Origin of the sequence: Desulfospira joergensenii DSM 10085 (assembly GCF_000420085.1) — a bacterium.
Classification (GTDB): domain Bacteria; phylum Desulfobacterota; class Desulfobacteria; order Desulfobacterales; family Desulfobacteraceae; genus Desulfospira; species Desulfospira joergensenii.
The window spans coordinates 2,337,479-2,359,601 of the sequence record NZ_ATUG01000001.1; the positions used below are offsets into that span (position 1 = coordinate 2,337,479).

At 51.5% G+C, this 22,123-nt stretch carries 16 protein-coding genes; 11 read left to right on the top strand and 5 right to left on the bottom strand.

Annotated elements, in window-relative coordinates; translation table 11 throughout:
• The first annotated feature begins 6 nt into the window (after nucleotides 1-6).
• The 3 genes from F608_RS0111775 (at nucleotide 7) to F608_RS0111785 (ending at nucleotide 6,688) form a co-directional block, all read left to right on the top strand.
• Complete coding sequence (locus F608_RS0111775) at nucleotides 7-471, top strand: flagellar protein FlgN (protein WP_022665845.1); 465 nt, start codon at nucleotides 7-9, stop codon at nucleotides 469-471.
• On the top strand, nucleotides 468-4,658 hold the full coding sequence (gene flgK / locus F608_RS0111780; RefSeq protein WP_022665846.1) for a flagellar hook-associated protein FlgK: 4,191 nt from the start codon (nucleotides 468-470) through the stop codon (nucleotides 4,656-4,658). The genes F608_RS0111775 and flgK overlap by 4 nt, the downstream gene beginning before the upstream one ends.
• A gap of 77 nt (nucleotides 4,659-4,735) precedes the next feature.
• The gene (locus tag F608_RS0111785) at nucleotides 4,736-6,688 is read left to right on the top strand and encodes a flagellin N-terminal helical domain-containing protein (protein ID WP_022665847.1); all 1,953 of its coding nucleotides are present in this window, start codon (nucleotides 4,736-4,738) and stop codon (nucleotides 6,686-6,688) included.
• 152 nt (nucleotides 6,689-6,840) lie between these two features.
• On the opposite strand, the gene F608_RS0111790 is transcribed toward F608_RS0111785, so the two are convergent.
• Nucleotides 6,841-9,249 (bottom strand): flagellin N-terminal helical domain-containing protein, encoded by a 2,409-nt coding sequence (locus tag F608_RS0111790; RefSeq protein WP_022665848.1) that lies wholly within the window; start codon nucleotides 9,247-9,249, stop codon nucleotides 6,841-6,843.
• 356 nt (nucleotides 9,250-9,605) lie between these two features.
• Nucleotides 9,606-10,538: a helix-turn-helix domain-containing protein gene (locus F608_RS0111795; RefSeq protein WP_022665849.1), complete on the bottom strand. Its 933-nt coding sequence runs from the start codon at nucleotides 10,536-10,538 to the stop codon at nucleotides 9,606-9,608.
• A gap of 282 nt (nucleotides 10,539-10,820) precedes the next feature.
• Here F608_RS0111795 and F608_RS0111800 point away from each other — a divergent pair, with 282 nt between their 5' ends.
• From F608_RS0111800 to F608_RS0111840, 7 genes are all read left to right on the top strand, one after another.
• On the top strand, nucleotides 10,821-11,243 hold the full coding sequence (locus F608_RS0111800; RefSeq protein WP_022665850.1) for an anti-sigma factor family protein: 423 nt from the start codon (nucleotides 10,821-10,823) through the stop codon (nucleotides 11,241-11,243).
• Nucleotides 11,234-11,695: a hypothetical protein gene (locus F608_RS0111805; protein ID WP_027362687.1), complete on the top strand. Its 462-nt coding sequence runs from the start codon at nucleotides 11,234-11,236 to the stop codon at nucleotides 11,693-11,695. The genes F608_RS0111800 and F608_RS0111805 overlap by 10 nt, the downstream gene beginning before the upstream one ends.
• A gap of 38 nt (nucleotides 11,696-11,733) precedes the next feature.
• A complete protein-coding gene (locus F608_RS31610) occupies nucleotides 11,734-12,237 on the top strand; it encodes an RNA polymerase sigma factor (RefSeq protein ID WP_279615086.1) in 504 nt (167 codons plus the stop codon).
• A 353-nt stretch (nucleotides 12,238-12,590) separates the two neighbouring features.
• Complete coding sequence (locus tag F608_RS31615) at nucleotides 12,591-13,619, top strand: sigma-54 interaction domain-containing protein (RefSeq protein ID WP_022665853.1); 1,029 nt, start codon at nucleotides 12,591-12,593, stop codon at nucleotides 13,617-13,619.
• Between the two features lie 166 nt (nucleotides 13,620-13,785).
• Nucleotides 13,786-14,700 carry a hypothetical protein gene (locus tag F608_RS0111820; RefSeq protein ID WP_022665854.1) on the top strand — a complete coding sequence of 305 codons (915 nt, stop codon included), beginning with the start codon at nucleotides 13,786-13,788 and terminating at the stop codon, nucleotides 14,698-14,700.
• 202 nt (nucleotides 14,701-14,902) lie between these two features.
• Entirely contained in the window at nucleotides 14,903-16,231 is a 1,329-nt protein-coding gene (locus tag F608_RS34710) for a pentapeptide repeat-containing protein (RefSeq protein ID WP_051148528.1), read from the top strand.
• A 179-nt stretch (nucleotides 16,232-16,410) separates the two neighbouring features.
• Nucleotides 16,411-16,890: a YbhB/YbcL family Raf kinase inhibitor-like protein gene (locus F608_RS0111840; RefSeq protein ID WP_022665855.1), complete on the top strand. Its 480-nt coding sequence runs from the start codon at nucleotides 16,411-16,413 to the stop codon at nucleotides 16,888-16,890.
• A 111-nt stretch (nucleotides 16,891-17,001) separates the two neighbouring features.
• Here the strand turns inward: F608_RS0111840 and F608_RS35690 are convergent, their stop codons facing one another.
• The 3 genes from F608_RS35690 to F608_RS0111855 form a co-directional block, all read right to left on the bottom strand.
• On the bottom strand, nucleotides 17,002-18,357 hold the full coding sequence (locus F608_RS35690; RefSeq protein WP_022665856.1) for an SDR family oxidoreductase: 1,356 nt from the start codon (nucleotides 18,355-18,357) through the stop codon (nucleotides 17,002-17,004).
• A gap of 105 nt (nucleotides 18,358-18,462) precedes the next feature.
• Entirely contained in the window at nucleotides 18,463-19,380 is a 918-nt protein-coding gene (locus F608_RS0111850; RefSeq protein ID WP_022665857.1) for an AEC family transporter, read from the bottom strand.
• 136 nt (nucleotides 19,381-19,516) lie between these two features.
• Nucleotides 19,517-20,221 (bottom strand): Crp/Fnr family transcriptional regulator, encoded by a 705-nt coding sequence (locus F608_RS0111855; protein WP_022665858.1) that lies wholly within the window; start codon nucleotides 20,219-20,221, stop codon nucleotides 19,517-19,519.
• Between the two features lie 386 nt (nucleotides 20,222-20,607).
• On the opposite strand from F608_RS0111855, the gene F608_RS0111860 reads away from it, so the two are divergent.
• Complete coding sequence (locus F608_RS0111860; RefSeq protein WP_022665859.1) at nucleotides 20,608-22,074, top strand: ATP-binding protein; 1,467 nt, start codon at nucleotides 20,608-20,610, stop codon at nucleotides 22,072-22,074.
• Nucleotides 22,075-22,123 lie beyond the last annotated feature (49 nt).

Here is a 22,123-nt window from a genome sequence, read left to right on the forward strand (position 1 = left end):
GGCGATATGACACCCTTGTTTAAAAAAACTGCAGAGAATGACGGTTTCCATACCCTGGAAAGAAAGATGGTCCGGACCCTGGCCCTTCACCGGGAACTGCAAAAATTGCTGGAAGCCGAACACGAGGCAGGGTCAAATTTCGAAACCCGAACCCTTACCAAACTGACTTTAAGAAAAAACAACTGCATCAACCGCCTGGAGAACCTGGTGGGTTCCATCCGTGACCAGCTGATCCGAATGGCTGAAAAGGAGTTGCCCCGCACCTGCCCCCGGACCCTGGCAAACCGGCTGAGGACCATCCCCGGACTCACCCCGGACCGGGAAGAGGTTCTTCTTCCCCTGGCCAGGGAGCTTGAGGAGGAGAACAGGGCCCTGATTGAGGCGACCCGCAAAAACATCATCATGTTCAAGGGTGCCATGAACCGGATCTGGGCCGTATCCCGCTATGCCAATCAGGGAGGAGGAGAATGAGCAGTCTCAACGCCATTCTGAACATGGCCCAATCCGCCCTCAGAACCTACCAGGCCGCCATCAGCGTCACCGGGCAGAACGCCGCCAATGCGGACAACACCACGTACAGCATCCAAACCCTTGAATACGGGACCACAAAATACATCTCCTCGGGCGGACAGATTTACGGGACCGGGGTAACCGTAGCGTCGGTAACCCGGGAAATCAACCAGCTTCTGGAAAACCGGCTGACCACGGAAGTGTCCACCCAGGCGGCCCTGGAACAGGAACTGGTCTATATGACCCAAATCGAGGACCTCTTTTCAGAAGATTCAGCCGACAGCCTCAACACTCTCCTGGACAACTACTGGAGCGCCTGGGAATCCCTGAGCAACACCCCTTCCGTGGCCACGGAACAGGAGAAGGTCTATACATCCGGACTGGCCCTGGCCCAGCGCCTCAACGAAATCAGCCAATCTCTTGGAGATCTTGTCCAGGACCTGGATCGGGAAATCTCTTCGGCCATGGGCGATATAAACTCCATTACCGCAGAACTGGCCGCCCTGAACAAGGCAATCATGACAGCGGAAAGTTCAGGGGCAAATGCCAATGACTTAAGCGACCGGCGCAACGCCCTGGTCGACGAACTGGGAGAACTCATCGACATCGACCTAACGGTCAAGGAGGACGGCTCTTACCTGATTTCCACGGGCGGAGGCCTTCCCCTGGTGGAAGACTATATCTCCCATCCCCTTCAGGTCTCTGATGACCGGGTATACTGGTGCGGCGTCTCCGGCACCACCCACGATATCACCGATGATATTTCAGGCGGTTCCCTGGCCGGATCACTGACGATCAGGGATGCCGCGCTCCCGGAAACCCTGGCCAACCTGAACGAACTGGTTTCGAACCTGATCTGGACCTTAAACTATCAGCATTCCCAGGGAACCGGCCAGTCCTATTTTTCCGGGCCTTTGGAGGGCACCTATGCCACAGGAGAGAGCGGGGTATTGAACAGCCTGGCCTATGGGGACAAGATCGATTATCTAAAGGATTTTTCCATGGTGATCCAGAACAGCGGGTCATCCATTAGCACCTACCAGACCGTTCTGGTGGACATGGGCATCTCCCAGGCCGAGATCTTTGATATCCTGGGCACGGGCCGGGCCAATTCCACCTATGAACTCACCGTGATCGACGGAGGAGTGCTGGGGGAACAGAGCCTTGCCCAGTCCCTGGCCGGAGGCGGGATCACCTCGTCTGCCTCCGGCAGTGTGGCCGACGCCCTAAACGCAGCCCTGGCCGAACAGGTCCTGATCATCACCGGCGGGGAAGAAAACCAGAGGGTACGGATCAGCGATTCCGGCTCCGGCGCAAGGCGGAGCGCCGCTCAGATTGCAGCGGAATTAAACGACATTGACGGCATCTCGGCCAATGCCTCTGGCACAGAGGCTGAATTCAGCCTGAACGGGGTCACCAATGCCCAGGACGGTGATATCTTAAGCTTCACCCTCCATGTGGACGGCCAGGAAGAGATCGTGGAATTCACCGTGGATTCCTCTGCCGGGACCCTTGGGGAACAATTTGAGGATGCCCTGGAGTCGGCTGCCCAAAAAATCAACCAGACCAACGGGGATACGGATCTCCTGGTAAACGGCACCTCCATTGAAAGCGCCTCGGGAGCCACAATCGGGATCCAGGACTTTGGGGTGGTTGACAATGCCGGGGTGGCCCTGGACAATTTCCAGAATTTTAATGCCGGAGATACCCTTACCCTGACCGTTGCCACCGATGCCACGCCTTCCGAGCTGGTTACGGTCACCGTGGATCTGACCGATGTGGATACCACGGACGCCGATGAGATGGCCCAGGTCTTTTATGGTGCCATTTCCAATCAGATTTCAGACGAGCCCTTTACAGTAGAGTTGAACGAGGCCACGGGGCAGGTCATTGTCAGGACCACGGACGGAACCGGCCTTATCCTGTCTGCCGCTTCCGGGGATACGGGCAACGACGCCAGCATGGACGTTACCACCCTGGGCACCGGCACGGCCATAGGAGACGGCCAGCTCGACTTTGACGGCACCGACCAGGAAAGTGCCACACCAGACAACACTGCGGACGACTGTCTCGGCTTTTCCCTTCCCGGATGCTCAAGCAGCGGCAGTGGTTCGGCAACCATCCTTGTGGGGGAGGCCGGCGGCATCTATGATACGGCGGCCGTGCTCACGGGTTCCGTGACCATTCTCCTGGACCCGGGCATGGAGATCACCTCCTCCGATACCTCCTTGGCAGGGCTCTTCGGCACAAAAGGGCGCGCAGGCGGGGGCAACGGCATGATCACCCTCGGGGGCACGGGAGGGTATGCCAATTTCAGCGACGGTGATCTTGTCTCCTTTGAAGTGGACGGGTACACGGTTTCCTATAACGTCACCGATCCAGGCACCGGGCTTACGGATGAGGAACAGGCCGAGCAGCTTTACAGCGCCCTTTCAGCCTCCCTTCCGTCGGATGGATACGAGGTGGTCAAAAACGGGACCAGCGTCACCATCGTGAGGACGGCTGAATCAGATACCCCCCTGGCCATCACCGGGTTTACGGACACGGGCCTGGATGCCTCCCTTGCCGTTTCCACAGGCACCGGAACCGGGGCCGATGCCCCGGAAAACAACATTCTGGTCTCAGGGGATGCCTTGAAGAATTTCACCTCGGCCGTTACCTGGGGGGATCCTGCCATCGTCTACTGGGAGATCTATGACAGCGACGGCAAGCCCACCGGAGAATCCGGGTATGTGGAGATCGATGAACCCGGGACCGTGGAGATAAAGGAGAACGGATCAACCACCCTCTTTTTTGAGGTATCCCAAGGCAGCCTTGTGGCCGGCAACACCATGAGGATCAATACCGATGAAGCCGGTGAAGCCGATCTTCTGGACCTCTCGGTTGCAGGAAAGGCCAACAGCATCGACGACACCTACGAGTTCAGGGTGAAGTCCGGGGGCAGCCTTCCGGACAACGACGAGCCCCTGGTCATTGAATGGTCTTCCGGGTCCTCTTCAGGCACCCTCACCATAGAGGGCAGTTCGGCATCCCATATCCCGGTCTTCGTGGAGGTGGACGGAATGACCATCCAATTGAACGGCGGCACTCTGGTGGAAGGGGAGGTGTTCTATGTGACCACGGACGAGTCCGGCCGGGCCCTTTCCCTTGACGGGGGCGGGGACGGAACGGCCGAGACCCTGTCCGACTGGCACTGGACTCTGGATTCCTTTGCCGATGAGTTCAACCGAAGTGCAGGCGGCGTGACCGCAAGGGTCACCAGGGACCATACAATGGTCTTTGATACAGATGAAGACTACTGCGCCATGGAAAACATCAGCTACAGCGGGGCCGACGGGATCAGCCAGGAGAACACCCGGATCTCCGTGCTCAACTATACGGCCCTGACTCTGGCGGCCCAGGATCTTAGCTTCACCCGGTCCGACGGGGTCTGGACAATTGAAAACGATCCCTCCGGCGGCACCCTGCAGATCATCCCAGAGGGCGGGGATGACGACGGATTCATGGTGGACCTGGACGGGGACGGGCTCGGGGATATTAAAATCCGTTTTGACCGGACCGTGACCGGGGACGGAACCATTCAAATGGATCTGGCCGAAACAGATCCATCGGATTTCAGCTTTGCCTTTGCAGGGGACAAGGACGGGGACAGCGGCCTTGCCTCGGCCCTGGGCCTCAACACATTTTTTACCGGTACAGATGCACAGACCATCGGCGTGAACAAGATCCTGGAGGACGGGGATTATCTTGCCTCGGGCATGGTGGATAAGGACACCGGTGAGATCTCTTCCGCGGACAATATCAATTCCCTGGCCATGGCCAATACACGGGATCAGACCCTTTCCATGAAACAGTGGGAGTATACCCGGGGCAAGGCCGCCGCGGCAACAAGTTCAAAAACCTGCCTGGATGACTACCAAGCCACCCTGGCTTCCGTCATCGGATATGGGGTTCAGTCCGTTCAGACTTCCCTGGATTACTCGAAACTCCTGGTGTACCAGCTAACGCAACAGCGGGATTCGGTCTCTGCGGTTTCCCTGGATGAGGAGATGATCAAACTCACAGCCCAGCAGGCTGCCTATTCCGCGGCAGCCAAGCTGTTGACTGCAGTGGACGAGATGTTTGAGACCCTTTTGGCCGTGCGCTGATTCGGGTTGGATATTTCATGAAAATTTAAGCTTTTCCAGTAGTCTGGAAAACCGGATTTCAACTGAGGAGAATTACCATGAGAGTCCCATCCATAAGCATATACAAACAGGCCACCTATCAACTCGGCCGCCTGACCAGCGATCTGGCCGAAGCCAATGAAAAAGGCACCGTCCGGGTCAGTTCTGCGTCCGATGACCCCGCGGGCATGGCCCGGATACTCGACATCGACTCCAACCTGTCCTGCCTGAAACAGATCCAGGCCAATGTCTACCAGGGCCAGACCGTTTTAACCGGTGCCGAGACCACCCTGGAAACCATGGCAGATCTGATGCTGGAACTCAACCTCTTGTGTTCCCAACTGGCCAATGCATCGGCCACCACCCAGGCCCGGGTCAATGCCGCAGAAAACATGGTGCTTTACCTGGACCAGCTCTTGGATCTTGCCAACACCGAGGCTTACGGCGGCTACATCTTTGCCGGGGACGATAACCAGGCCGCCCCCTTCTCCTATGACGATGAGGACTATCCCTTAAGTGTGACCTACCAGGGCAGTAAGGATTGCATCAGTTTGAAGACCGGTGAGGACACGGTTCTGTCCCTTGGCTGTTGCGGCTGCGATCTGTTTTACGAGGATGAGATTCTCGTGGATGAAAGCAACAACCTGATTGTGTTTCAGGAAGACCCCGGCACTGGAACCGAGAATATTCTGACCATTGAAGCTCGCGTTCCCAACGGAACCTATACCCGGGAGGGGCTGGCCAAGGCCGTTGAGGACGCCATGAACGAGGCCTCCCGGGAAGATGGATACGGTGTGGGCTACGAGATCGGTTATGATGAGACGGACAACAACTTTTCCATCGGCACAGACGGCTCCTATGACCGAGTCATGGAAATCATCCTGGTTGCCCAGCACACGGATACGGTCCGGATATCGGGACTGAGCGTTGACGAAGGAGATTTCCCGGATCTGGAGATCGAAATAACAAGCCCTTCCAACCTGACCGAGTACACCCCGGACCCTGAAGGGTCAGAGCCCCTGACCCTGACCTATAACTCCGACGGAACCTGGACCGTGGAAAATGATCCCGGGTACGGGCTGGGTTCCACCATCGAAGGAAGCGGAGAAACCCTGGAAATCGACGTCGACGACGACGGAGTGGCCGATATTGTCCTGGACCTCAATGATACGCCCGAGGAAGGGGCCACCATATCTTTTGATATTGTGAAAGGCTATGAAAACAACAGCATTCTGCCGGACCTGGGATTTGATGGGGATACCGTGTCGATCAAACCTGTCCAGAGCGACAAGGCCGTTGCCGACACATTTACCGTGGTGGCCGGTGAAAACGACGCCATAGATTTCACAGAGACCCTCCTGGGGGAAAACGAATCCTCCACCCAGCTCACCGCTTATATTGAACCCGGCACATACTCGGATCCGGCAAACTATGCCGAGGCCGTGGAAGACTCCTTGGAGGCCGCATCGGCCGAAAGAGGCAGCCGGGTCAATTACGAGGTGATTTACGACGAGGAAAACCAGACCTTTACCATCCAGGAAGATACGGATACCGGCCGACAGCTTACCTCCTTTGACCTGCTCTTTTCAAGCGGCACCAACAGCGATACCAGTGCCGCCGCAGACCTGGGATTTGACGCTCGAGATGTAGATTCCGGCCCCGTTGAGGGAGAAGAGGCTACCTGGAGTATCTTTGATACCATTTTTGACCTGAAAACCGCCCTGACAGAAAGTGACGTGGACGCGATCCAGCGGGCCATGATCCGCCTGGAAAACCACTACACCAGCCTCACATCCAGCATCTCCTCCATCGGCATCGCCTATACTAACCTGACCGCTGCGGATACCTCGGCATCTGACAACGAACTCATCTTGACTACCCAGCGTTCCGATGTCAAGGATGCAGATACCGTGGAGGCGATCATGAATCTCAAGAATCTCGAGACAGTGTATGAGGCTGCTTTGAGTTCCTGCTCCACCATCATGGGACTGAGCCTGGTGGACTACTTGTAACCGGCCGAACCATGACCCTCCCGGGGCCTGTCTTTTATCGGGGCAGACCCGGTCCCCGGCTCCTTTCCATCTCTCCCTCCATAACAAACCCCCGGGGGCATTCGCCCCCGGGGGTTTGTCGTTTCAGGCCTTGGCCCGGCTATTTTACTGGTTTACTTGAGCAGGCTCAACACGTTCTGAGAATTGGCATTGGCCTGGGTCATGGCATAGGAACTGGTCTGGGCCAGGAGCTGAAGCCGGGTGAAATTGGCCGTCTCCTCGGCAAAGTCCACGTCCCTGATGGTGGATTCCGCGGACTGGACATTGGTCTTGGTCACGGAAAGGTTGGCAATGGTGGAGGTGAGCTGGTTCTGCACCGAACCCAGGTCACTCCGGGTGGCGTCCAGATCGGCCAGGGCCGCATCCGCAATCTCAATGGCGATCTGGGCATCCTCCTGGGTCATGACGTTGATATCCGAGAGGGTCAGGCCCTCCTGGCCGCTCAAGTCCAGGTTGCCGGCACTGTCTGTATCGATTTTAACGACCGAATCCGCTGCAAGGGCGCTGCCTTTTGCCAGGATCAGGTCCTTGGACAGGGTAATTTGTGCCGTAGTATCCAGATCCTCGTTAAGGATGTCGCCCGCTTTCAGATTATGCACGGTACCACTGCTGTCCTCCAACGCCATGTCCTCGGTCAGGACGGTGCCGGCCGCAAGCGTGGTGCCTGCTTCCAGGACAGAGCCGGCCTTAAGAATCGTGGCCTCGGACAGGGTTACCGCATCAACGGTCATGGCCTGTTCAATCTCGGAACCTTCCCCCAGAACGGAATCGGCCGCAAGGGTGGAGCCGGCGGCCAGGTTGGTTTCCTGGGTGGTTGTGATGGCCCCGCCGGCGCCATCGTCGACCGTGGTATCATGCCCAATGGTGGAGCCGGCCGCCAGTACGGAATTATCGGCAAGGGTGGATCCGGTCCCAAGGGTCATGTCCTCGTCTACGTTCATATCCGCACCAAGGGCAATGTCCGCCCCGGCGAAGCTGCCGGCTTCCAGGGTGCTTCCGACAGCAAGTTCAGAGCCCTTTGCCAGGGTCATTTCCGTTGAAATACTGAGAGAGCTGGCCAGGGTCAGATCCGTGCTCAGGGTGGTGCCGGCCGTATAGGTGACGCCGCCGTCTGAAAAGTCAAAGGTGAGGGTGGTGCCGGCCTTTAGCACCGAACCGGTCTCCAGGACGGAGCCGGCGGTGATCTTGCTGTCCAGGTTCAGGCTTGTGGCGGCGCCGCCCACCTCAGCGGTTCCGCCCAGGGTGGTGCCCTGGCCAAGAACACTGCCGGTAAGCAGTTCGGATCCCGCGGCCAGTTCATATTCGCCCGTGGTGTTTGTCACGGCTGCAGTAAGGGTGGCATCCCCGCCTACCACCGTGCCTGCGGCCAAGGTGGAGCCCACGGCAATCTCGGAACCTGCGGCCAGAGTGGCGTCGTCGAAAGTGGTCAGGTTCGCGGTCAGGGTAAAGTCATCCTGAAGACTGCCGTTGGTGGTGCCCTCGATGTTGAACTGGCTGGAGCCGGCCTGGGTAAGGGTGATATACCCGATGGTGGACATGTCGTCTGCGGTCTGGTCTCCGAACACCTTCCCGGTATCCCCTTGGACCAGGATGGCCCGGCCGTCTTCCGAGGTCAGGGACAGGGTGCCGTCCTGATTCCTGCTTGCGATTACCCCGGTTTCCGTGGTCTGGTCGTTGATGGCTGTGACCAGAGCCTCCTTGGAATCGTTGTCCAGGACATCGACAGCGCCGATGCGCACTCCGTTGATGGAGAAGTCGTCTCCTGTGGACCCTGCCTGGATGGCTTCGGCTGTGGTGCTTTTCACCACGGCCGTGGCAGAGACACCGGTCAGGTAGGTCTGGGAGTTGATCTCATCGGCCAGGGCGCCCATCCCGTTGGCTGCCGAGTTGCTGTCCATAAGGATCTCAATGGCCTCCAGCTCCACTTCCTCTCCTGAAATGGCAGAGGTAATGGTGAGTTTGATCTCTCCTCCGTCTTTATTGTCCAGGGCCAGGGTGGCCGTGGACACATGGCCGGTCTGGGTGGATTGCGTGGAGCCGATGTTGATGGCGGCGGTCTGGTTGGCAGAGGCCCCGATCTGCAGTTCCTTGCCGGTGAATCCGCCGTTGAGAAGCTGCTGGCCGTTGTAGGACGTGGTCTTGGCAATGGTGTCCAGGTTATCCAGGAGCTTGTCAATATCCGCCTGGATGGCGGCCCGGGTCTCCGCGGTCTGGCCGTCGGAGGCTGCCTGAATCGCCTTTGACTTGATGGTATTGACAATATTGATGGATTCTTCCAAAGCACCGTCGGCGATCTGGACAATGGAGACCCCTTCGTTGGCATTCTGAATGCCCTGGCCGATTCCCAGGTACTGGGCCTTGAGGGAGTCGGCAATGGTCATGCCCGAGGCGTCGTCCGCAGCCTTGTTGATCCGAAGGCCCGTGGAAAGCCTTTCCAGGGATGTGTTCATCTCGTTGTCCGTTGTGAGCATGTTCTGATGTGCAACCAGTGCCGAGACATTTGTGTTTATTGATAGACTCATGTTTCTTTCCTCCGTGAATTGGGTTCTAATGGTAAAGGCATCAGTGCCGGTTTACCTGTTGCCACACCTGGTATCCCAAAGGTGTGTGAATTATTGGGGCGGGAGCTAACCGCCCGGATCGATCCGTTCCTGCAGCTGATATCGAGAGCTTTCAAGACTTTCTTTAGGATAAAAAACTAGTTAAAAATCAGGAGGATATTATGTCTCAAATGATTGGTTATGTAAGATATTTAACTATCATTTGGCATACCGCTTTTATCTAGAAAACAATCCACTGAGATAATCATACAATCTTTATCCCCCGGGAGACCGGGATGATCTCCCGGCAGGTTTGGGGAAAAAGCGGCCGGCAAGACTCAAGCCCAGGTTTCGGGTTTTTGCCTGAAACTGCTGGGGAAAAGGATGTAATGCCTCTTCAGGGCCTGGTTGGGGGTCTTCCGCTTCAATGCGCCCAGGGTAAACCGGTTATTGTACTGGTTGATCCCTTTGGCAAATTCCGGGTTGGAAGACCAGGGAAAATCCCAGAAAACATGGGGCATTTTGTTTTCAAGGGAGGCGCAGACCTCTTTCAGCTTTTGAATGGTCTTGGGATAGGGGGTCTCAAGATGATGCGAAAGTATTCTGTTGGACCGGCACTGGTTCTCCACCATCATGAGCTGCCGGTGCCTGTCCGCCCCAATATCCGTTCCCGGGGTCAGGACAACAGGGTCCTGGTGGATGATGCCCAGTATCCGTAAGGGGAACTCACGGATATAGTGGGACAGAAACTCGGGGCCGGAAAGGGTGAGTTTGGCATTGACAATCCTGAAGGAGCAGTCCAGAAGAGTATGCAGGGAGATCGGAGAGGTCAGACCGGAAAATCCGGGGATCTGAAAACAAATATAATACAGATAAGTGCCGGTATAGTCCCTGAGATCATAGGGAACAAAATGCTGCAGCCCGGGGAGTTTTGAGATATGATACCGTTTCAGGCAACGGTTCAGGCTGGCCCGGGAACACTCGATATCCAGGAAGGATCCAACGATCTTGTGAAGATCGTCCAGTCCGGCCCGGGTGACCAGGCGGCAGAGGACGATCTTAATCTCATCTACAGGTGTAAGGGCTTTGCTGACTCGGTTGGGGGTATGGGAATGGTCAAAGACATTGGACCGCTTCCGCCAACGCCGTACCGTAGTCTTGCTGACCCCTATTTTTTCTGCCAGTTGGGACACACTGAAATGGGAATTGTTCTGGATAAAAGCCCTCTGGGCTGGGGTGGTTGTTGCGTTTTTATGAAGATGAATTTTCATTTTTTCTACCTGTCAGCTAAAGTTCTTCTCCACATGATCCGAAAGAATATTTCAATTGAGAGCAGGAAACGTGCCCACATATTATAAGCGTGTAAAATAAGATAGTTATATATAACTTCTCCTGAAATTTACCCCATGGTGTAATAACTAGTTATACCATGGTGTAAACTAGATAAAATTTTTCAAATAGCGTAAAATTAGGATAATTATTAAAATAATGTGCCGGAATTTCACGGTTCATCCGTTATAATAAGGAAAGGATTAACCACAAAGAGGTGTATCATGAAATGCAAGGATGCAAATGGAATGATGGATGCTTGGATTGATGGAGAACTGGCTCATGAAAAAAGGATACTTTTTGAACATCATCTTGCCGAATGCAGGACCTGTTCGGTAAAGGCCGAAGAATTGCGCTGCCTTACCGGTCTTCTGGAGTCCCGATCCCCTGCCCGGCCTTCCCCAGGGCTGGAGAAAAGAACCCTAGACCTATTTTTCAAGGAAGCAGCCCCCCGGGCGGGATTGATCTTCTGGTGGATCGCACTCGGCTGGGGTGCCCAGACAGCCATGGTCTTAAGCGCACTCATCGGCCTGGTAATCGGCTGTCAACTGGGGGACGGCGGGATCGGCATACAGCAATGGGCCCAATACTGCGAGATTTCCGGATTTTTCTTTTCTGTGGGGGACTTACTCATATCATGGGCCTGACATTCTGGAAAAAAGGAGTATGGGTATTGTTGTTCTTTTCCCTCGCATTCAATATCGGGTTCTTCTTTACTGCCGCGAACCGAAAAATGCGGCCCGGACCGGGACCGATTTTGAAAATCCTGGACGGAATGGATTTGCCGGAGGAACTCAGGGGAAAGGTGACAGATACCATTAAACAGCTGGATACCGATCATTGGAAATTTAGGAAGCTGCTTTCTAAAGAAGAGAGAAAAATCCTGGACCTGATGGGCAGGCCAGGCAACCTCGATATGGATATGGTCGCCCCTCTGATTGAGTCATACAGTCAAATCTCAAAAAAGAGTGCCCTGAACAAAGCTGGATATATTATCGAGATTCGCAAGCTGCTTGGTAGTGAAAAAAGTCTGTATCTTATTTCGGAAATGAAAAAGAATTTCGAAAAGAGGATGTGCAAGGATAAACCCCAAGGTTGATTTTTTCCGCCCCCTATAAAAAAAAATCTGATGCTGATTTGGTCTCCTTGATTTCAAAAGGGAACTCAGATGCATTCAAGGAGATATTAAACCGGTATCAGAAAGGGGTATACGGATTTGCCTTAAGTTTACTGCGGGATGTCTCCGAGGCTGAAGACATCTCCCAGGAGGTCTTTCTTCGGCTTTACCGGACTGCAGATGCCTACAGGACCTTTTCCACATTGCGGACCTATTTGTTCCTTATTACCCGTAATCTTTGTATCGACCACCTGCGGAAGATGAGGCCGGAAACCTTGACACGTCAGCCCGAGGCTGTGAGCAACAAAACCCCCCTTCACCATCTTTGCACGGCAGAACTCAGGGAGCGGATCGACCTTGTCCTTTCAGGACTTCCCGAGAACCAGCGGGCAGCCATTCATCTGCGGCATGAACAGGGGATGAGCTATAAGGAAATCGCAGAGAGTCTGGAAGTGACATTACATGCCGTTGAATCCCTTCTCACCCGTGCCAGGAGGGCTTTTCGCAATAAGTTTAAATTTTAGAAAATAAGTAGAGCAAATTTCTTCCGCCGGATTTTCCCGGCTCATCCGTATCCTTTTAGTAGAGTTGATTTTTGATACTGTTCTGAAGGAGGAATAAATTAAATGAGTAAGCAAATAACCAGACCGAGTCAGCGGTTTTCCGGGTCTGGGGAATAGAATTTCCACCTGCATGGGAGCTCGCCAGGGGAATGACACCGGAATACTTCTGCCTGGTCCCTCTTTTTTGAATTTGAAGAGGAAAGCCATGCTCTCCGGATAATCCTTATCCAGATCAATGTCAATTTAAAATTAATGGTTTTATTAGGGAAAGGGTTCAAGTCCATTCAGACCCGTGCATCATACCAAAAAGGACCATGGATACCCCAAATCATCAAATAAACTTTGACCCGATTCGAATCATCGGTGAGAGCAGCGGCCTTGCCCGGGTCATGGAACAGGTTGAAATGGTGGCCGGTCTGGACACCTCTGTGCTGTTGATGGGAGAAACCGGGGTGGGCAAGGGATTGATTGCCAGAGAAATTCACAAGGTCTCGATCCGCAGAAACGGCCCTTTTGTCAATGTTAACTGCGGTGCAATCCCAGAAACCCTTGTGGACAGTGAATTGTTCGGGCATGAAAAAGGTTCTTTTACCGGTGCCCTGGCCAAAAAGCAGGGCCGGTTTGAATTGGCGAATAAAGGAACCATCTTCCTGGATGAAATCGGGGAACTGCCCCTGCCGGTCCAGGTCCGTCTCCTCCATGTTCTCCAGACCCGTGAAATCGAACGGGTGGGGGGAATCGGCTCTTTTTCCCTCGATATCCGGATGATTTCGGCCACCCATCGGAATCTGGATGCCATGGTATCGGACGGGACCTTCAGGGAAGATCTCTGGTTCCGCTTAAACGTTTTCCCCATTCATATTCCTCCCCTCCGCCGGCGCAAATCCGATATCCCCGAGCTTGCCAGGTATTTTATCCGTAAAAAGGCAGGTCGCCTCAGCCCTGGCGGATTACCGGAGATTGAAAGAAAAGAAATCGAGCAATTACAGGATTACCATTGGCCGGGAAATGTCAGGGAACTTGAAAATATTATCGAGCGGGCCATGATCTGCTCCAGGAACAGGCGCCTTAGCTTTTCCGGTTTAATTCCGGGAAAAGGAATCCGGATATCGGAAACAGGGATGGCAGAAGCACAGGGTTCATTTCTAAGCCTGGACCAGATCAACCGCATTCATATCCGAAAGGCCCTGGCATCGGCCAAGGGAAAAATCAACGGGCCGGGCGGTGCAGCCCAATTGTTGAACATCCATCCCAACACCCTGCGCAAACGCATGGATCGGCTGGGGATTCCCTATGGAAAGAATCTCACCCGACAGCGCTCCCTTGAGTCCGCTGTCAGGTGAGCCCCAATGTTACATAAAAATCAGATCCTGTCCCGGAATCATAAACCTGCCGGCTTCAAAAAACCCGCCATCTGAAATTGATCCTTCATAAAAGATAGATTATACTTACGCTTGCAATTTCCGGCAAACAACTATCCGTTCATTTTTATTGGATCAGGCAGAAAATATGGGCCCGGAAAAACAATTCAAAAAGATAGGCCGGGCATTGGAAGAGATCTGGGAAAAAGGACTTTTTCTTTCCAGGGCTTCTTTGTCTTTTCTTGAATCCAGTTTTGGGATGGGTACAGCCACTGACCTGGAAGATGCCCTGGCAGATGAAGATTTCCCGGAAAGGGAAATGATGCTAGAAATGATTCTTTTCCCGGAACAGGATGTCCGCCTTGCCCTGGAGCCCCTGCTGGAAACCGGGGGACTCGAACAAAAGCATCTGACGGAAATCACCGGTCATATGATTCACAATCATTCCATGCTCAGACTGTTTCATCCGGAAAGAACCGCCCCTTATCTTGTCGAAATTCCGCCGGATCAGATTGAGCTCTTCATCTCAAGACTCTTCCTGACAAGGAAAATAGATTCTGATATCTGTAAGGCCCTTGAGAAAACCATCCCGGTTTCAGATCTATTCTCCTTCAGAATCCTGTTCCGGACCCGGAACTATCTTTTCAATAAAGAAAAAAAGAAGTTCATACTCAAGTTTATCCGGAAATCAAAAAACCGGATCCATGAGTTCACAGAAGTGTTTGACCTGTTTTTAAATATCCTTTCCCAGGCCCCGGATTCAACGGACTATGAACACTATTTTTCAGACAGAAAACGCCAGGAAGAAAACATGCTCAAAAGCATACTGCGGTTTGAGAAGAAACTGGATCGCTATCCCATGGAATACCTGATGCTGTCAAACTATCCTGTTCCCCACGAATCCTTGGAAACCGTTACCGAGAAACTGGAAAAACTAACCCTCATCGTGAATCATATCCTCTGCACCCCTCCCCAACCCGGCTCTGCCCCCTTGTCGATTCAGGATCTGGGCACATTTGACCCGAAAAAGGATTTAAAAAAATTGTTGCGGCTCTTTTCTTAATATTGACACCCCCCGTCTACTGCCTGACCTCCCTGGCTTGCTTGAAAATACAAGCCCTGTTCGAAGTTTGACTTCCTATAATTTGCTTGACATGATTTCTTATTAGGAAGAAAAATAATTTCAGGATGTAGAAATCGATCATTACAAGGAAAAATTCATCATCCATAAGAAAAAAATAGGCTATGTTACGGAGGATTATGAAATGGCAAACCAAAACCATCTCGATATCATCAAGCAAGGTGTAAATGTTTGGAATAAGTGGAGAGATGATAACAAAGATATAAAACCTGACCTGAACCATTCAGAACTCTGCAATCAAATCCTCAGTGGTGCAAATTTTAACGCATCAAACCTTAATGGCTCAAACCTTGACGGAGCAGACTTGAGTGGGGTGAATCTCAAAGGTGCATTTCTCAACGAAACCATGCTCAGAAAAACTATCCTCATGGATGCCAATCTTGAAAAAGCAAACCTTAACAAGGCTATTCTTAAAGACGTTGACCTTCGCAGAGCTAAACTCACCGGAGCACAACTCAACGGGGCCAACCTCAACGATTCAATTTCTCACGATGCGGATTTCAGTCGAGCGAGCCTATGTAAAACTTTTCTTCAGGGAGCAAACCTTAGAGATACTGTCTTTTTGGATGCGAACCTCACCTTGGCCACTCTATCTGATGCAAACCTTCAAAATGCGAATTTTACCAATGCGAATCTATCTTGGGCCGACTTATTTAGAACAAAATTGAATGGGACTATTTTTAATCATGCAAAGTTAGAAGGCGCCAACTTAAGAGAAGCAAATCTGATCGGTGCCAATTTTAAGGAAGCGAGCCTATATGATGTAAATTTGAGATATGCTCAAATGGCGGACACGAACTTTGAAGATGCAAACCTCACTGGATGTAAAATTTTCGGCTCTTCAGCATGGGGTTTGCGTTTAAAAGGAACGGTACAAAACAACTTATCAATATCCAAACAAGACCAACCTGCGGTCTGTGTTGATAGTTTAGAGGTTGCCCAATTTATTTACCTTCTTTTAAGACATGAAAACCTCAAAAATGTTTTTAATTCCATGACTCAAAAGGGGGTGCTGATTTTAGGGCGATTTGGAGGTGGTGGAATTGAAACATTGCGAGCTTGTGCCGCTAAGTTAAGAGAAATGAAGTACCTGCCGATGATTTTTGATTTTGAGCGGCCCCGTGATAGAAATTATACTGAAACCGTTAAGACTCTTGTTGGATTGTCACGCTTTGTTATTACTGATTTAAGCGGCCCCTCAGTACCGAATGAACTCGCAACAACGGTACCCTTTTTTAAGATACCATTTGTTCCAATATTAGAAGAGGGCAAAAGAGAGTATTCAATGTTCGTAGACATAATGGAATATGATTGGGTTTTGAAACCAATTGTTAAATTTAAGACGATTGAATCATTGATCGAGTTGTTGCCTTTAAAAATAGTAAAACCTGCTGAAAAGCGAATTGAAAAGCGGCAGAAGATCTTAGATGAACTGATTGGTAGGGGGGATTAAAGACAAAGAGGGCAGGTCTATTCAGATGCTGCCAGGAAAAAACCTGTCATCACTCACAAAGGAAAACAATTTTTTGCCAAACAAAACTGGCAGGCGGGGCCATTGACAGGACAAAAAATCCCCATTACCCTGATTCATGGCTGCCCAATTTAAAAACCAAAAAGAAAGGAGAGACCATCATGGGTTTTGCACCGACAAAAATGCAAGTAAAAAGCAATGCATTTGAACAGGATACTCTGATCCCCTCCAAATTTACCGGGGAAGGAGAAGATGTTTCACCGGCATTGTCATGGGAAAACCCGCCCGGGGGAACCATGTCCTTCGCCGTTATCTGTCATGACCCGGATGCCCCGCTGGTATCCGGCAGAGGCACCTATGGTTTTGTTCACTGGGTGCTGTACAATATTCCCGGAGATGTGAGGCATCTGGATGAAGCCACCCATTTGTATACCAGCGGCATTACCGATTTTGGGAAAACAAGCTACAACGGTCCCATGCCGCCCAACGGGCACGGCCTGCACAATTATTATTTTTGGGTCCTGGCATTGGATAAGACCCTGGATCTTGAACCCGGGCTGAACCTGTGGCAGCTTCTGGAAAGAATAGAGCCGCATCTGATCGGGATGAACCGCCTGATCGGGCGATATAAAAGGGAGTAAGGAAATTCAGAAACCTGGATGGGAACGGCTTGATACTTGTGACAAGATCCCCGCAATTTGTGGGGATCTTGTCAACCGTCTATTCCCTGCAATGCAAGGGGATGATTTCTTTTAAATGATTCCGCCGTTGGCATAGATTATCTGTCCGTTGACCCACCGCCCCGGTCCCGCCAAAAAGGCCACCAGCTCAGCCATATCATCAGGGGTGCCCAGCCGTTCCAGAGGGCTCGCCTTTGACAGACGGGCAATGGTTTCTTCATCCTTGCCTTTAAAGAACAATTCTGTTGCCGTAGGCCCCGGAGCGACCGCATTGACCGTGATGTCTTTGCCCCGAAGCTCTTTGGCCAGGATGGGGATGATGGCATCAACCGCTCCCTTTGATGCGGCATACCCGGCGTATTGCTCAAATGCCAGCTTCTTTACAGAGGAGGAGAGATTAATAATGGCTCCCCCCGGTCGAACCCTCAGGGCGGCTTGCTGATTCACGATAAAGGTTCCCCGGATATTGGTCCTGTGCATTCGATCCAGGTCCTCAAGGTCTAATTCCGCCAAAGGACTTAAAAGCATAATCCCGGCAGAATGGATCACCACATCAACGCCTCCAAAGGCTTCTTCGGTTTTCCCAAAGGCTTTGTTCATATCCTCCGGACTGGCCACGTCCGCCTGGATAATATTCACTTCAGAGGAGCCTGCCTTAATTTCCTGCAGAGCGGATTGGGCCGCGGCTTTGTTGTGTGAATAGATTAAGGTCAGTTTATATCCTTTTCGGGCTAATTTTTTTGCTATTGCCAGGCCGATTCCCCGGGTTCCTCCCGTGATCAGGGCCACTCGATCTTGTATGGTTTTCATGGATTTCTCCTTTTGCGTATTGCTGTTGGATTTTAGTCCTTTCACCAGGGTGTGGATAAGACGTTTCAATTCCTGAATTCTATCCTCCTGCTGCTGTTCGGCGACAAGAAGAGGATGATGAAAGCTTACCGTGCTTTCCATCAATAAGTTTACGGTTTTTTGGGTTGAAAACCGGTCAAACATGTGGGCTTCTTTGCCGCGTTCAACGATAAACCCCAATTGATCTTTGATTTCATTGAGGTGCTCCTGAACAAAGACTTTTTTCTTCTCTACAGCCATATTAAAGGTTTTATAGATTTCCGGATCCTTACGAACCTTGTTCAGTTTCAACCGATGGTAAGTTGTAAACCACTTCAAAAGGAGGTCATATGCTTCAATGGATTCCCGGCTGATGCATTTTAGCTGCTCATCCATTTCCAGAAGCCATTTCTTTGAAATAAAATCGAGCAGGGCTTCTTTGCTGGAAACATGTTTGTACAGTGCTGCATGGGACACCCCCATTTCATTGGCCAATTGGGTAAGGGTCAGGCGCTTAAACCCGAAGTCTCTTATCTTTTGCTCAGCCAACTGGATAATTTTTTCCAACAATTGGGTGGATGCAAGCCCGGTTCTTGGCATTTTTTTCTCCTTTAAAGTTACAAAAAATATAATATGTAACTTTATAAAGTCAACAAACTATATTTCTTCTAGAGGAAAAGGGAAAAGGGGACAAAACCTTCCGGTCTATCCCAGCCCCAGCCAGATTCCATAGGTAAATCCGGACAGAATTGTACTGATGGAGATGGCGGCCACGGCAAAGTCGGGATCCCCCCCGATCTGCTCGGCCATGATATAGACCAGGGTGGCCGTGGGGGAGGCAAGGATGATCAGGCCGGGAAGATAATCCCGGGCCTGGACCCCGAACAGCTTGAACAGAACCAGACCTATGGCCGGCAGGACCATGACCTTTAATAAGCCGGACAGCAGGACCCGGAAAAATCCGAGCTTCAGCTTTTCAAAGGAAAGGGAGGCCCCGATTACCAGCAGAGCCGTTGGCAGGGCCATTCCCTTTAAAATATCCAGGGACCGGTCCAGGATAACGGGCAGGGTAAGACCCAGAAGGGAGAAAAGGATGCCGGACAGGGCCGACAGGATAACGGGATTGGTCATGGCGCTTTTCAAGGTTCCTGTCAGGTTCAGGTGGTCCCTGGGGTTCCGGCTGTGAAACTGGAGAACAGCCACGGCCAGGACGTTCTGGACGATCATGACAAATCCCGCAATAATGGCGGCGCGGACAAAACCGTTGTGCCCCAGGTAGTAAAACGCCACGGCAAGTCCGATATACCCGAGGTTCCCGTGAAACGAACAATGGATAAAGGAGCCTGTGGACAATCGCGGAATCTTGAAAATGCCTGCTGCGGCCCAGGCAATGAGGGTGATGATGATCACCGAAGCCAGGGTAAGCAAAAGGACTGTCAGGTGGAACTCATTTTTCAGGGAGGCCTTTGCAACGGCGCTGAAGATCATGGCCGGAATGGCAATATAATAAACCAGCCGATTGGCCTGGTGCAGGAAATCCCTTGGGATAAATCCCCTCTGCCTGGCAAAAAGGCCGATAAAGATGATGATAAAAATCGGTACAATGGTTGAGATGATGTTCATTTGAGGCCTGGATTTTTGGATTCTGGGCAATCCTGATTTTATACCCTTTTCCAGAAGGATTGAAAACTCCCGGCCTCAAATAAATACAAACAGGAAGGCGGCAGACCAGATCGACATTCCGTCGACAAAGAAAATTTTAAGCGATTTTTAAGGCGGGAAGGATGAGCCGCCTGTCCGCAATGATAATTTTCCCCGATTTTTTGAGTGATTTCATGGCGCGGGTAATACTGACCCTGTGAGCACCCGTTAAAAAACCGAGGTCTTCATGGGTCAGCGGAAACTGAATCACAACTCCCTGGGGGCCTTGTTCCCCGTGTTCCTTTGCGACATTGCTTAAGACCCGATAAAGACGATCCTCAATGTTTGCCACGGCAAGGCTGCCCACACGGTCGGTGAGCCAGGAGATCCGTTCGCTAAGGGTTTTAATGATCTGGAGGCCAACCCCGGGATGCTGCAGTACCAGCTCTTCAAATTGACTCCGGGTAAAACCGCATGTGAGAGTGGTCTCAAGACAGACCGCGCTGACAGGATACTGGCCTTCCTGGGAAAACATATTCTCTCCGACAAAGTCACCTGCTTTTCGTATGTCAAGGGTCAGTTCCGTGCCCTCTTCAAGAACTTTGGAAAGCTTGACACGGCCGCCTTTGATCAAAAACACTTCATTTGCCGGGTCTCCCTGCAGGAATAAGGATTGCCCCTTGATTAATTTTTTTCTCACCGCTCCATGACTCAGGGCCTTTATTTCATCAGAATCAAGGTCTTTAAATATCCAGAGATTCCCTATACAGACGGGTGACAGTTCAATCTCACCGCCGGCTATTTTTTCGCATAGGCAAGCCATTTTTTCTCCTTTTCATGATAATCATCTGGGTTTTCATGTTCATATCATTATTGGTAAGGACAAACATCCTTTTTTTCTGTAGCTGTTGCTACAAAACATCCAAAATTACTTTTTTCTTATAGATTTTGACTTTCCGATTATCGGAGAATCGATCATACCCGGACAGATGAAAGATCGGCTCCCCAAACCGTTCATCCCGGGGCGCAACCGGGAGGCGTCCCGGGAGCCTCAGGCCGTTGCATGATTTTGGGTTTTTTGGGGCGTGGATATACCTTTTGACTCAGGGAAAATTATCAAGTATCCTTTTTTCCTTGGGGACAGCATAATCAGGGACGATTCACCGTCATGACGCCGAACCGAAAATTCTTCTTTAAGATTAGGAAAAAATGAAGCGAACACCCCTTACCATATTTAAACGCCTGGTCATCGGAAACGCCGTCATCCTGCTTCTTGTCTTTGCCTCGGGCGGTGTGGTCATCTTTAACCTGACCGGGCTCCAGAAGATGAACCGTGAAATTGTGGACAAGCATCAGGAGAGCATCATTCTGGGGGACCGTATCCTTGATGCCTTTACCTCCATTGCCGAATTTGGTGAGAAGTATTTCGTATCAAAAGATATTGCCTATCATAACCGGTTTACGGGCATGAAAATACACTTGGAAAATGATCTTCAGACCTTTAAGGCGCTGATGGAAACCGATGAACAAAAAGATTTGTTTGCGGAGTCTCTTTCTTCTCTTGAGAATTATATCGCCTGGTTCAGCCAAAACGCCACTACAATGGAAACCGGGGAAGAAATGGATCTTGACCTGCTCCTTACCCAAAGCGGTTTTCATTTTAAAAGAATCTCAGGACATCTGAAGAAAATCCTCAGCCTTTCCAGGGACATGATCGTCAACAAAACAAACCGGGCTGCCCGGATGACCCATCGCATCCTGATCGTCACCATCATCACGACCATTTTGACGGTTTTGCTGGGAATGCTGATCACCACCGTCAACACCCGGTGGATTCGAAAATCCGTTACCAGCCTCCAAAGAAAAACAAAGGAAATTGCCCGGGGACAATTCAAGGAAATTCAAACCATTGAGGGGCCTCTGGAAATCCAGGACCTGTCATACCATTTTAATGCCATGTGCCGCCGGTTAAACGAACTGGACAGCCTGAAGGCGGATTTTATCAGCCATGTCTCCCACGAACTCAGGACCCCGGTCACCTCAATTAAAGAGGCCTCCACCATCTTGTCCAAGGGGTTTTACCTGGATGCTCCGGATAAGCAGAACCAGCTCTATTCCCTGATCCATGAGGAATGCAACCGCCTTTTAAAATCAGTCATGAGAATTCTGGATTATTCTAAAATGGAGGCCCGGAAGATGGAGTACCAGCAAAGCCGGCGCAGCATGCCCAATGTGATCCGGAAATCCGTCATCAAGCTGGCCCCCCTGGCCTGGAAGAGGAAGATCAGCCTTGAATTCTCTCCGCCCCCCGAGGATCTTCCCATGGTGTTCATTGATGAAGACAGGATCATTGAAGTACTGGACAACCTCATTGGAAACGCCATAAAATTCACACCGGCAAAGGGGCAGGTGATGATTGCCTGCGGCTTTTCAGATTCCGAAAAAAATGTAACAATAACCATTGAAGACAACGGGCCTGGAATTAAACTTGAAGATCTTGAAAAGATCTTCTATAAATTCAAGCAGATTGACAATGGTTTCAACACAAGGATGGGAACAGGCCTGGGCCTCTCCATCTCAAAATATATCATCACCGCACATGGAGGCAATATATGGGCCGAGAGCCAGTATTCAAAAGGGACAAAAATCCTGTTTACATTACCTGCTGCATTTTAATAGGAATTCTCCTTGCCGGGTGTCAGGCTTTCCCCCCTTTTCAATCCGC

Excerpts from the sequence above, each read along its gene's own strand:
- F608_RS0111820 (WP_022665854.1), top strand. The coding sequence starts at position 13,786 with ATGGGCCCGGAAAAACAATTCAAAAAGATAGGCCGGGCATTGGAAGAG.
- F608_RS0111860 (WP_022665859.1), top strand. The coding sequence starts at position 20,608 with ATGAAGCGAACACCCCTTACCATATTTAAACGCCTGGTCATCGGAAAC.
- F608_RS0111855 (WP_022665858.1), bottom strand. The coding sequence starts at position 20,221 with ATGGCTTGCCTATGCGAAAAAATAGCCGGCGGTGAGATTGAACTGTCA.
- F608_RS0111850 (WP_022665857.1), bottom strand. The coding sequence starts at position 19,380 with ATGAACATCATCTCAACCATTGTACCGATTTTTATCATCATCTTTATC.
- F608_RS0111790 (WP_022665848.1), bottom strand. The coding sequence starts at position 9,249 with ATGAGTCTATCAATAAACACAAATGTCTCGGCACTGGTTGCACATCAG.
- F608_RS0111840 (WP_022665855.1), top strand. The coding sequence starts at position 16,411 with ATGGGTTTTGCACCGACAAAAATGCAAGTAAAAAGCAATGCATTTGAA.
- F608_RS0111775 (WP_022665845.1), top strand. The coding sequence starts at position 7 with ATGACACCCTTGTTTAAAAAAACTGCAGAGAATGACGGTTTCCATACC.
- F608_RS0111800 (WP_022665850.1), top strand. The coding sequence starts at position 10,821 with ATGAAATGCAAGGATGCAAATGGAATGATGGATGCTTGGATTGATGGA.
- F608_RS31615 (WP_022665853.1), top strand. The coding sequence starts at position 12,591 with ATGGATACCCCAAATCATCAAATAAACTTTGACCCGATTCGAATCATC.
- F608_RS34710 (WP_051148528.1), top strand. The coding sequence starts at position 14,903 with ATGGCAAACCAAAACCATCTCGATATCATCAAGCAAGGTGTAAATGTT.
- F608_RS0111795 (WP_022665849.1), bottom strand. The coding sequence starts at position 10,538 with ATGAAAATTCATCTTCATAAAAACGCAACAACCACCCCAGCCCAGAGG.
- F608_RS0111805 (WP_027362687.1), top strand. The coding sequence starts at position 11,234 with ATGGGCCTGACATTCTGGAAAAAAGGAGTATGGGTATTGTTGTTCTTT.
- flgK (WP_022665846.1), top strand. The coding sequence starts at position 468 with ATGAGCAGTCTCAACGCCATTCTGAACATGGCCCAATCCGCCCTCAGA.
- F608_RS0111785 (WP_022665847.1), top strand. The coding sequence starts at position 4,736 with ATGAGAGTCCCATCCATAAGCATATACAAACAGGCCACCTATCAACTC.
- F608_RS35690 (WP_022665856.1), bottom strand. The coding sequence starts at position 18,357 with ATGCCAAGAACCGGGCTTGCATCCACCCAATTGTTGGAAAAAATTATC.